Annotated in this window: 10 protein-coding genes; 4 read left to right on the forward strand and 6 right to left on the reverse strand. The window is 29.1% G+C overall.

The genetic code is table 11. From position 1 onward, the window contains the following. Positions 1 to 245: 245 nt before the first annotated feature. Together CPJCM30710_RS04685 and CPJCM30710_RS04690 are read right to left on the reverse strand one after the other, a co-directional pair. Positions 246 to 815 (reverse strand): hypothetical protein, encoded by a 570-nt coding sequence (locus CPJCM30710_RS04685; protein WP_212903020.1) that lies wholly within the window; start codon positions 813 to 815, stop codon positions 246 to 248. Positions 816 to 1,113: 298 nt separating this feature from the next. Then, positions 1,114 to 1,596 (reverse strand): COG2426 family protein, encoded by a 483-nt coding sequence (locus CPJCM30710_RS04690; RefSeq protein ID WP_212903021.1) that lies wholly within the window; start codon positions 1,594 to 1,596, stop codon positions 1,114 to 1,116. Between the two features lie 288 nt (positions 1,597 to 1,884). Here CPJCM30710_RS04690 and CPJCM30710_RS18015 point away from each other — a divergent pair, with 288 nt between their 5' ends. Further along, entirely contained in the window at positions 1,885 to 4,533 is a 2,649-nt protein-coding gene (locus CPJCM30710_RS18015; RefSeq protein ID WP_281413950.1) for an FAD-dependent oxidoreductase, read from the forward strand. Positions 4,534 to 4,607: 74 nt separating this feature from the next. On the opposite strand, the gene CPJCM30710_RS04700 is transcribed toward CPJCM30710_RS18015, so the two are convergent. The 3 genes from CPJCM30710_RS04700 to CPJCM30710_RS04710 form a co-directional block, all read right to left on the reverse strand. Then, positions 4,608 to 4,970, reverse strand: a complete 363-nt coding sequence (locus tag CPJCM30710_RS04700) for a single-stranded DNA-binding protein (RefSeq protein WP_212903022.1) — start codon at positions 4,968 to 4,970, stop codon at positions 4,608 to 4,610. Positions 4,971 to 5,360: 390 nt separating this feature from the next. Then, the gene (locus CPJCM30710_RS04705; protein ID WP_212903023.1) at positions 5,361 to 5,999 is read right to left on the reverse strand and encodes a histidine phosphatase family protein; all 639 of its coding nucleotides are present in this window, start codon (positions 5,997 to 5,999) and stop codon (positions 5,361 to 5,363) included. Positions 6,000 to 6,262: 263 nt separating this feature from the next. Continuing rightward, positions 6,263 to 7,246: an LCP family protein gene (locus CPJCM30710_RS04710; protein WP_212903024.1), complete on the reverse strand. Its 984-nt coding sequence runs from the start codon at positions 7,244 to 7,246 to the stop codon at positions 6,263 to 6,265. Positions 7,247 to 7,374: 128 nt separating this feature from the next. Between CPJCM30710_RS04710 and galE the strand changes: the two genes are divergently transcribed. Beyond that, entirely contained in the window at positions 7,375 to 8,355 is a 981-nt protein-coding gene (galE, locus tag CPJCM30710_RS04715) for a UDP-glucose 4-epimerase GalE (protein ID WP_212903025.1), read from the forward strand. Positions 8,356 to 8,383: 28 nt separating this feature from the next. Here galE and CPJCM30710_RS04720 read toward each other — a convergent pair whose 3' ends face one another. After that, positions 8,384 to 9,220, reverse strand: a complete 837-nt coding sequence (locus tag CPJCM30710_RS04720) for a YihY/virulence factor BrkB family protein (protein ID WP_212903026.1) — start codon at positions 9,218 to 9,220, stop codon at positions 8,384 to 8,386. A 306-nt stretch (positions 9,221 to 9,526) separates the two neighbouring features. Here CPJCM30710_RS04720 and CPJCM30710_RS04725 point away from each other — a divergent pair, with 306 nt between their 5' ends. Both CPJCM30710_RS04725 and CPJCM30710_RS04730 read left to right on the forward strand, forming a co-directional pair. Continuing rightward, entirely contained in the window at positions 9,527 to 10,558 is a 1,032-nt protein-coding gene (locus CPJCM30710_RS04725; RefSeq protein WP_212903027.1) for an LCP family protein, read from the forward strand. A gap of 144 nt (positions 10,559 to 10,702) precedes the next feature. Then, the gene (locus CPJCM30710_RS04730) at positions 10,703 to 11,581 is read left to right on the forward strand and encodes an aldose 1-epimerase family protein (RefSeq protein ID WP_212903028.1); all 879 of its coding nucleotides are present in this window, start codon (positions 10,703 to 10,705) and stop codon (positions 11,579 to 11,581) included. Positions 11,582 to 11,705: the final 124 nt, after the last annotated feature.

Here is an 11,705-nt window from a genome sequence, read left to right on the forward strand (position 1 = left end):
ATAACACTCATTAATGAGCTGTTATCGAACTCTTCTTTAATACTATCATTGATGTCCTTTTTTTTGTGTCAAAATGTGAATTGAATTTATTTTTTTTATCTTTATAATATGACACAATAACTAAGAAAATGTTATGCTAGCTGGATGTTATTTACATCTATGGAATTATTGAATAATACAGAAGGTGGTTATATGTCGAATTTCAGAAACATATGTTGACACTTTTTTTTAAATATATTCTATTTTTACGATTTAATGATATCTTTAAGATCAATATTAATTCCCAAATATCTACAAATATCTTCACAAACAAGTAAAGAACATATTGTTAAAGGCAAGTGATGATTTTCTCCTTCAGGAATGTCGAATAATTCCTTATAAAGATTTCCTACTTCCTTTCTATATTTTATTTCTTTATAAACTTCTTTAAATATTATATATAGTATAGAAAAACTTATATATACAAAGTCCTTTTGAGCTCTTTCTCCACCATTTATCACCATTTTCACCATATGGTTTAAATTAGATATCCTATAGTGATTTACCATCTCAACCTTATATCTATCTGCAACATAAGAACCAAGTAATTCTTCATCAATTATAGATACCTCTCCGCGTGTATTGAAAAATACTACAAAATCAACATTTATCTTTCTTTTATTATTTAATTCTTCAGTAAGTTGTTTCATTCTGTAATTAAAGTCACTTGTGTATTTTCCATCTAAAATAAAGTACTGCAACTCTCTAGATGTAGCAACTCTAACAAAGTCTCCAAAGTTTCTATAAACCTTTTTCATAAACTCTTTACTTCTCATGGTATCCCTCCCACTTGAATTTCAAGTAGTATTTTTATCAATTAGTAAAAAAATTATTCAAAGTAATAGAAAATTGTTTATATTTATAACAGTTATAGAAAAATTTTATACAAAAAAGGAGTCGAAAAACTCAACTCCTTTTTCTTCTTATTATATCCCTTTAAATTCCCCATAATACCATAGTTGAAAGTCTCTTGAATACGTTATCATGTATTTAATTATATTATATCACATAAAAACTAAAATGCAATATAAAATTTAAAAAATATTGATAAAAATACCAAAAATAGGTGTTCTCTTACACAAAAAGTGCATCTAAAACTATTCTAACATTAAAGAATGTAGGAAAAAACATGCATATAGATGTTATTATTAGTGCAGATAGTATTCCACCTATAGCTACGCATATAAATGATTTCTTAAAATCTAATCCTAAAAATGCAGCTATCGCACTTCCCGTCCATAACCCTGTAGTCGGTAAGGGTATAGCTACAAAAGCTATAAGACTTATTTCTTTATACTTTTCGATTTTGCCCTTATTTTTACTAATTTTACTATCAATAAGAACTACAACCTTTTCAAATCTAGGATTTTTCTTAAGCCAGTTATATATGGTATTAAAAAGTAATAGTATGAATGGTACAGGTAGTAAACTTCCTAAAAAGCCTACAATAAAAATTAACAGAGGATTATATCCATAAAAAAATCCCAAAGGAATAGCCCCTCGCTGTTCTACAATAGGTACTGCAGAAAGCAAAAACACCCAAAATAATTCTCTCATTTGTACACTCCTTTTCTCTTATTTTTAATATAAGTAACATTATCTGATATCTAAATGATAATTTTAACTTATAGTAGATATTGAGTATATTATTAAAATATACATCTATTTTATCAAAAATTTATATAAAAAGTTGTAAATAATTTTTAACAAAAAAAACAAAAGCCTATATTTACTTTCTTAATAATATGTGTATAATAAATTATATAAGTAATAATAATTATTAAATAACCTAGTTTATTTTTTAAAAATATATGTTAAGTGATATTTAAAGGAAGGTGTTGTAAAGTGGAATCACTAGAAATTAAAAAGGATATTTATTGGGTTGGTGCCCTTGACCCTAATTTAAGAATTTTTGATATTATTATGTATACTCCCTATGGAACAACATATAACTCATATGTTGTAAATGGAAATGAAAAAGTTGCAATTTTTGAAACTGTTAAGGAGCAGTTCTTCGAGGAATATATAACAAGGTTAAAAACTCTAAATGTTAACATCAATAATATAGATTATATTATTGTAGATCATACCGAACCAGATCATTCAGGTTCAGTTGTAAAACTATTAGAGCTTTCACCTAAAGCTAAAGTTGTAGGTTCAGCAGCAGCAATAAAATTCATGAAGAAAATTGCAAATAGAGATTTCGAATCAATAATAGTTTCTGATGGTGATACTTTAAATTTAGGCAATAAAACATTAAGATTTATATCTGCTCCATTTCTACATTGGCCAGACTCAATTTATACTTATATACCGGAAGATAAGTTATTAATGACTTGTGATTCCTTTGGAAGTCACTACTGTTTTGAAGAAGTATACAATGATTTAATTTTAAACACGGATAATTATATGGAAGCATTAAAATATTACTATGATTGCATTATGGGTCCATTTAAACCTTATGTGTTAAAAGCTATTGATAAGATAAAAAACTTAGAAATAGATACTATATGTCCAGGCCATGGTCCTATTTTAAGAGAAAACCCATGGGAAATAGTTAATCTTTATAAAGAATGGAGTACTCCTGCTGCATTAAATAAGGATAAAAAAAAGAAAGTCACAATATCCTATGTTTCTGCTTATGGATATACTGAACAATTAGCAAGTAAAATAACCGATGGAATAAACTCTGTAGGTGATTTTGAGATTAAACTATGTAATGTAATTCACTGCGATATGAAAGATATACTACTAGATATTTCTGATTCTGATGGTATACTATTTGGTTCACCAACTATAGTTGGTGAACTCCTCGAACCAATAAGAGATATACTCTCAAAACTTAATCCTATAGTCCATGGTGGAAAGGTCGCTGGAGCATTTGGTTCTTATGGTTGGAGTGGGGAGGCTGTACCAAGAATTGAAACACGACTTGCTGAGTTGAAAATGGAGATACATGGACCAGGATTAAAGATAAACTTTAAACCATCGCAAGAAGATCTTCAAAAAGCTTTTGAATTTGGTATAGGCTTTGCAAAAATGATTTTAGGAAAAGAACATTCGAAATATAATCCTGAAACAAATTTATCAGTAGAAAAAGCAAAAAGTGGAGATGGCAAGCTCAAGCTGTGGAAATGTGTAGTTTGCGGTGAAATTTTCGAATATGATATTGCCCCTGAAATTTGCCCAGTTTGTGGTGCTGGTAGAGATCAGTTCGTTGAAATTGAAAGAACTGTAAAGGAAGATTTTAAACTAGAAACTAATGAAACTTTTGTTATCATAGGAAATGGTGCTGCAGGGTTCTATGCTGCTAAATCTATAAGAGAACGAAATTCCAAATGTTTAATAAAGATTATTTCTGAAGAAGAGGTTCGTTCATATTTTAGACCTATGCTTTCAGACTTATTAAGTGATAATATTAAAGACGATAAGTTCTATATAACCTCCAAGAAGTGGTATGATGAAAATAACATCAAACAAATTCTTGGAACAATTGTAAAACTTATAGATACTAAAGATAAAAAAATTATACTAAGTAATAATGAGGAAATAAACTATGATAAGTTAATTTTAGCTAATGGAAGTTACAACTTTATACCTTCTATTAAGGTAAGTTCAAATTCAGATAATGATATTAGCGAACTAAATTCATTTAACTACAAATCTGTAAATGGTGTATTTACAATAAAGAATTTAAATGATGCTTATGAAATAAAAAAAGCAATAAAGATTTCAAAAAACGTAGTAGTAGTTGGAGGAGGCCTTCTTGGTCTTGAGGCTGCTTACGAATTAAATAAGCTGGGTCCTAAGATTACTGTAGTAGAACATTTCCCAAGACTACTCCCTAGACAACTGGATGAAGAAGGTTCACAAATATTTAAGAATATTATTAGTAACTCTGGCATAGAGATAATACTTGAAGAAATTTGTGAAGAAGTAATAATTAAAAATAATAAAGTTGTTGGAGTAAAACTAAAAAATGATAAAGTTTTAGATTGTGATTTACTTCTATTTTCAGCAGGTATTAGATCAAATATAGAACTTCCAAAAATCGCTGGTATAGAATGTGACAAAGGTGTTGTAGTGAATAGTAAAATGGAAACAAATATAAAAGATATCTTTGCTTGTGGTGATGTCGCCGAGCTGGATGGCGTAATATTCGGTAATTGGCCAGCAGCAATTGAAATGGGTAAAGTAGCTGGGGCTAATGCTGCATCTGACGAAGCTTACTTTAAAAACTTCGTATCTTCAACAATATTTAGTGTTATGGGAACGCATATATTCTCAGCAGGAATAATAGATTTTAGTGATTCTTCACTTGAACAAATAACCTCAAAAGATATATTAAATAATAAATATATAAAGTTATTCTTTAAGGATAATAAAATTGTAGCAGGTATATTAATAGGTAATATATCAAAATCTACTATAATAATAAAGGCCTTAGATAAATGCTTAACTAAGTCTGAAGTTTTATCTAAAGGTATCATTTAAAAATTTAATTAAGTTGTCAAGATATTAACCTTAAAAGAATGTGCCGAGACTGAAAAAGTACTCGACACATTCTTTTAATTATTATTGTCGCTAGTCATGTCTCCATTTTCTTCGTTTCTTCTGTTTCCAACAAACCTAAAGTCTTCTGCCACAACCTCCGCTATATACTTTTTATTTCCATCTTTATCTTCATAGCTTCCAGTTCTTAATCTTCCGCTTAGACTAATTATGCTGCCTTTCTTCATGTATTGGCATACTACCTCAGCTTTTCTTCCCCATATAGTTACAGGAATAAGGTCTGCTTTTCTCTCTCCATCAGAAGACTTAAAGTTTCTTTCTACAGCAATTATAAATTTCGTATAAACCTTTTCATGGCCTTCAACTAATCTTAGTTCAGGGTCTTTAATTAATTTGCCTAATAAAACAATCTTATTCATATTATAACCTCCTGAAAATTCTCATTGTAAATTCTATCCATACAAACAATTTTTATGCAACCTTGTGTAAAAATTAGTATAAATATATTAATTTCAATTAGCTTTAAACTTATAGAAGATAATATAAAAATAAAAATTATACTTTGTAAAATTATATTAAATAAAAATAAATAGCTTAAATCAAGCCTGTATTTAGCTCAATTTAAGCTATTGTTATAAGTTTTATTTGCTGCCATTTCACAAAGCGAAATATAGGTAAAAGTAAATAGGTTCGATACCTATTCACTTTTATTTATAATTGTTATTTGTATTTTTTGAATGTCTACCATAAATTACTCTAAATTAAAGAAAATTTCATTTAGGTATAAACTAATGCACTTTGATTATATTCTACCATCCTTTAGTTGTGAAATCTCTTCCATAATGAGAGATATCATTATTTAAAATAATATCAAAATTATCATCATATACTTCAATTTGAGTTAATCCAGCTTGTCCCATAACTGGCAACTTCATTATTTCTTCTTTTGTAACCTTCATAAAATACATCATTATCATTTTTAATGCTATTCCATGAGTTACTATAAGAATCTTCTTTTCTTTATTCTCAGTTATAATCTCTTTAATAGCTTTCTCACATCTTTCTGAAAGTGCATCAATAGTTTCTCCTCCAAAAGGTTTATACTTGTTTGGATTATAGAAATAGTTTTGTAACTGTTCACCATAAAGTTCACTTCTTGAAATTTCATCAAGAGTTAATCCTTCCCATTCCCCCACATGAATTTCTTTTAATCCTTCATGAGTTATTATATCTATATTCCTACCTCTTTTAAGTATTTCAGCAGTTTTATACGCTCTTTCTATAGGGCTTGAGTAAATAACATCTATTACTTCATCCTTTAATCTCTCACTTAAACTCTCAGCTTGCTTTATTCCAAGATCAGTTAAAGGTGAATTTCCCCATCCCTGCATTCTTTTATCTACATTCCAAAGAGTTTCACCATGTCTTGTAAGATATAGTGTTGTCATATGTACACCTCCATATTTCCTACTTCAATTAATTCATTATAGCACAGTACTTTTATATTCGACTTATAACGATATAAAAATAATATATAAAACTAGGAGAGACTTATTAATTTTATAGACTTATGTAGTTAAATAACAATAAATAAAGCTGACCAGGCATCGAGCCTATTCAGCTTTACTTTTCATGAATTGTTTAAGAATTAAAGTTATTTATCTTTAATTACTAAATAATAACCTGATTACATAACACTTATCCCTAAATGTTATTGTAAGTAAATAAATTGATGAAGTTTTTTAACGTTTTCTTCTTCATTCCACTTCATGTAATATATTCCATTAACCATAGCATCCTGCCTTAGACCATCATAAGGACATCTTGTTTCCTTTATGCCATTCTTTCCATAGTTAGAAATTGTCGTTGCTACACTTATTATTTCAATTCTATTTAAGCTAGTTTCAATATAAGGTAGTATATTAGAAAGTATTGTTGGGTATTCAGTAACAGATTTATCCTTCAACTTACTAAATATTTGCTCAAGAACTCTTCTCTGCCTTTCGGTTCTTTCATAGTCTTGATTTCCTACATATCTAATTCTGCAATATGCAGTTGCTTGTTGTCCATTTAAAACTTGGTTTCCTGACCTACTTATAGGAGTATATTGAGTTTTACCAATACTTGCTATATCTTTAGCATATCCATTAAGTGACTTAACTTCCGATGACCTTACATTAATTTCCACTCCACCAACTTGATCTATAATCTTGGTAAGACCATTAAAATCTACTTTTACATAGTCAGTTATGTCTAATTTAAATTTTTCATTTATAGTTTTTACAGATAATTCTGGCCCTCCATAATGGTAAGCATAGTTTAATTTATTCACCTTATCTGGTCCATACTCTACGTAAGTATCTCTCATCAATGAAGATAGTTTTATTTGTTTTGAAGTATCATCTAAGCTTATTATTATATTTGAATCAGAAGCTTTTTCTTGATTATCTACTCCAAGAAGAAGTATATTTTTGACCTTATTTCTTCCAGATTGTGTACTTTTATCATCATTTATAGGAACTTGATTTACATCTGTTACTCCTATTTTATTTTCATCAAGTTTTACTCTATTAATCTTATTAATGTAGTAATATGATCCTCCTACTGCTATTAGTAAAGCTGATGCAATTATTAGACCAAATATAATTATTATCTTTTGCTTATTAGACTTATTTCTCATTTTAGTTTCTTTCATATTTGCCATCCCTCCGTAAAGATATAACTGTAAATATTTTACTACAATAATAATTTAACTTCAAATCTCTAGTAGTATTATTAGCAATAGTATTATAATATAATTATACATTTAAAGGAGGGATATCAATGGCAATATTAATTTGTGGTGGTGCTGGCTATATAGGAAGTCACATGGTAGCAGAGTTGTTAGAAAGTGGAAAAGATGTTGTAATACTTGATAACTTTGAAAAAGGCCATAAAGATGCTATCTTAGGGGGTAAGCTTTACGAAGGAGACTTAAGAGATAGAACTATATTAGATAAAGTATTTACTGAAAATCATATAGAAGCAGTTATTGATTTTGCTGCATATTCTTTAGTAGGCGAAAGTATGAGTGAGCCTTTAAAATACTTTAATAATAATGTATCTGGTACAATAACTCTTCTTGAGGCAATGAGGGCTCATAATGTTAAATACATAGTATTTTCTTCAACAGCAGCAACCTATGGAGAACCTGAAAGTATACCAATCTTAGAGGAAGATAAAAATGACCCAACTAACGCTTATGGTGAATCCAAGCTATTAGTTGAAAAAATACTGAAGTGGTGTGACAATGCTTATGGAATAAAATACACTGCTCTTAGATATTTCAATGCTGCTGGAGCACATATAAACGGTAAGATTGGAGAGGATCACTCACCTGAAACTCATCTTATACCACTTATACTACAAGTAGCTTTAGAAAAAAGAGATAAAATTATGATGTTTGGAGATGATTATGATACAAAGGATGGTACCTGTGTAAGAGACTACATACATGTATCGGATCTTGCTTCTGCTCATTCTCTAGCATTACAAAGACTCATGAATGGCGGAGAAAGCAGAATATACAACCTTGGAAATGGCACTGGTTTCACTGTAAAAGAAGTAATAGATGTCGCAAGAAAGGTAACTGGTCATCCTATACCAGCAGAAGTTGCTCCAAGAAGAGCTGGGGACCCTGCAGTTTTAATAGCATCCTCAAAGAAAGCAATTGAGGAATTAGGTTGGGAGCCTAAATTCAACTCTCTTGAAACTATCATTGAAACAGCTTGGAACTGGCATAAAAATCACCCAAATGGATATTAAAAAACTCGACCAATTTTGGTCGAGTTTTTTAATAATCTTCTGCTAACACAGCATTTATTTCTCCTCCAAGAAGAAGTAGTAAGGAGGTTAAAAATAACCACGTCATAAGCACGAATATTGCTCCTAGGCTACCATAAAACCTAGAATAATTACTAAAGTTATTTACATAAAACGAAAAACCATAGGAGGTAGCTAACCATCCTATTGTACTTATGACTGCACCTGGCAAAACCTCTGACCAAGTAAGTCTTCTATTTGGAGTAAAGTAATATAAAGATGCAAAAATTAAAATCATCATAGATATAAGAATAATAAATCGGAACATATCCCATGCAAATTTTATGGCTTTATCGAAAGGAAACTTTATAATTAGAAATTTACCTATAAGATCTCCAAAAACCATTAGAAACAAAGTTATTATTATCATTAAAGCAAATGCTAAAGTACAAAGAATAGATATATAGGTTACTTTAAAATAAGATCGTGTTTCCCTGACCTCATAAGCTTTATTAAGCCCTTTAATTACTCCACTAAAACCTGAAGAAGATGTCCATAACGCAAGCAAAATACTGAGCCATAAAAGTCCTTTCTGTTGACTTTCTACCACTTCTACTACTGTAGACTCAATAAGCTCATAAGCATTCAAGGGTAGAATACTCTTTAAACTTACTAAGACATCGTTACTACTTAAGTTACTTAACCCAACTAATGTCATAAGAAACATAAGAAAAGGAAAAAAGGCAAGTATTAAATTATAAGCAAGCTGAGAAGCTAGAGCAAATATATCATCTTTCTTTACCTTTTTTATTAGCTTTTTAACTATGATAAAAAAACAATTTCTTCTTAGTAAACAATCTTTATCCATTCAATCACCTTACTAAAAATTTTTATAGTAGATTATCTTATTATTAATAAATTTTTTATGAGATTGTTTATCTTTATGTGTCTACATAGCAATGTATTATAAATCCATTTATTAATATTCTCACAAAAAAACTAATTTATTATATTACATTTATCAAGTAAAAAATTATTTTTTTAATCTTGGATCTATCGTATAATTTTATACAAGTAACATAAATAATATGACATTATTATGTGATTATTATTTATTTATAAGTACTTTAATAGTATAATTTTAATATTGAGTTTTTATTAAGGCGGTGGAAACATGGTGAAGAGAGCGAAACACTCAAGAAAAAATAATAAAAGTAATAAAAAGACTAAAGTAATTGTATTAACTATATTGTTTATTCTTATATTCATTATAGGATTTGGTGCATTTTATACTTATAATTTGTTAAATAAGGTTAATAAAACTGAAATATCTAAAAGCAATGATGACTTAGGTATTGATAATTCTGTTACAGAACAATTTAAAGATAAAGAAGATGACATCATAAACATAGCATTCTTTGGAGTTGACCAAATGAATCCAGGTGAAAGAGGTCGATCCGACTCTACAATGGTTCTTACTATTGATACAAAGACTAAAAAGATTAAGATGACTTCAATTATGAGAGATTCTTATGTAGCCATAGAAGGTTACGGAAAGGATAAATTAAATCATGCCTATGCCTTTGGTGGACCACAGCTAGCAATAAAGACATTGAATCAAAACTATGGATTAAACATAAAAGATTTCGTTGCTGTTAACTTTGGAGAATTATCTAAAATTATAGATGAACTTGGTGGTGTTGATATAAACATTAAAGATTATGAAGTTAAAATGGTTAATGCATATATTGACAGCGTTGCAGACATTATCAAACAACCTGGAAAACATATTTCACAGCCTGGACTTCAAACATTATCCGGAGTACAAGCCGTTGCATATACCAGAATAAGATATGTTGGAAATGGCGACTTTGAAAGAACTGAAAGACAGCGAACTGTTTTAACTGCACTTTTCAACAAAATTAAGAACGCAGGTGTTGCAAATTATCCATCAATGGTTAATAAGTTGTTACCATATGTTGAAACAAGTTTAAGCTCTATTAACTTAATAAAAATTGGTACAAATGCTTTAAGTACTGGAGTTACCAATCTAGAACAGGAAAGATTTCCACTTGATGGCTATTGTACAGGAGCTACAATAAATGGTGTATGGTATTTAAAATTTGATGAAGAAGCTACTAAGGAACAAATGCAAAAGTATATATTCGAGGATGTAAAACCAACTGCAGCGACTCCTAAATTTTAAATTTAAGTTATTAAAATAAATAGAGCATAAAACTATGCTCTATTTTTTATAGTAAAATAAAATTTAATAGGTATAGATCCTATTAAATTCGACCTAGATTTCACGTTGTGAAATGGTAGCAAATAAAGAAAGGGTGTTTAATAAATGCTAAAAACCTTAGAAAATAATTTATTAAAGATTACAGCTTCTACTTTTGGAGGGGAACTTCATAGTATTAAAGGGAAAAAAACTAATACCGAATTCTTATGGGATGGTAATGAAACATATTGGAAGTACCATGCTCCTATACTATTTCCTATTGTAGGCAAAGTATACGATAACAAATATATTATTAATAACAAAACATTTGAACTTCCTCAACATGGCCTTGCTAGAACTTCAGAGTTCAATCTTTTTGAACAAACTGAAAACTCACTTACTTTTGAACTTAAACATTCAAAAGTAACTCTAGAAAAATATCCATTTAAGTTTTCACTTCAGATAAAATACACTTTAGAAGATTCTTCAGTTAAAATTGAATATATCGTAAATAACTTAGACAATACAGATATATACTTCTCAATAGGTGCGCATCCAGCCTTTAAGTGTCCTATATTAGAAAATGAAAATTTCCAGGATTATTACTTTGAATTTAGTGAGAAAGAAACTGCTTCAACTATGGAATTAACATCTGATGGATACTTTTCGGGGAAAAAAATACCATTATTAAAAGAAGAGAACATTATAGGCCTTACAACAGAACTCTTCAAGAATGATGCTCTTGTATTTAATAGTTTAAAATCTCATACGATTACATTAAAATCAAAAAATCACTCTAAAAACGTGACTTTTGATTTCAATGAATTTCCATATCTAGGTTTATGGTCAAAACCTTCAGGTGCTCCTTTTGTTTGTATTGAACCATGGTTTGGACATGCAGACTATGATGACTTTAGAGGAGAATTCAAAAATAAAGAAGGCATAATAAGCTTAGAAATAAATAAAAGCTTTAAATGCACCTATACCATAACAGTTAATGAATAATTAAAAATTGTTAATAAAAAAAGAAATTCAGTTCAATTTAAAGAGCTGAATTTCTTCATTAACGCTTTTCTTCAAATCTTAAATAAAGCTAAACAGACATGAATCCTACTCAGCTTTAACCAGA

Source organism: Clostridium polyendosporum (assembly GCF_018332455.1).
Taxonomy (GTDB): domain Bacteria; phylum Bacillota; class Clostridia; order Clostridiales; family Clostridiaceae; genus Clostridium_AY; species Clostridium_AY polyendosporum.